Raw genomic sequence first — 411 nt, 5'->3', positions numbered from 1 at the left:
ACGATCGCAACACCACCGGCACGGCCGACGATCTGCGTGTCGGAGACGCGTTCCCAGGTCAGCGAACCCGTCAGGCCGCTGGTGTCGCCGAAGGCGATCTTGGCGATCGCGTCCGAGCCCGCATTAAAGCCGATCGTGCCGGCGCTCGTCGTCGAGCCCGGGGTCGAGCCGTCGGCAAGGTTCTGGTCGTCGAGCGTCAACGAGGCCGAGGCGGATGCCGGATCTACCGTCGGGCCGGCGCCGTCGGTCACCGTGATCGTCTGGCTGTCGCTCGTTGTGTCACCATCGGCGTCCGTGGCCGACAGCGAGAAGGTGACGTTGACGCCAGCCGGATTGTTGAGGTTGCTGGCCGCGTCGAACGACCAGGTCTTGTCGGAATTGACCGTCAGCGTGCCTTCGGCAAGCTTGAAG

The 411-nt window shown here is 66.2% G+C and carries 1 protein-coding gene; it reads right to left on the bottom strand.

Features of this window, described 5'->3' with window-relative positions:
* On the bottom strand, positions 1–411 hold a 411-nt coding region (locus AB4Z53_RS35505; RefSeq protein ID WP_441600127.1), incomplete at both ends, for a hypothetical protein.

The organism is Ensifer sp. 2TAB8 (genome assembly GCF_052115125.1).
GTDB lineage: Bacteria > Pseudomonadota > Alphaproteobacteria > Rhizobiales > Rhizobiaceae > Ensifer.
Note: the sequence above shows the minus strand (reverse complement) of the source record. Positions and strands in the feature narration are given on the sequence as shown.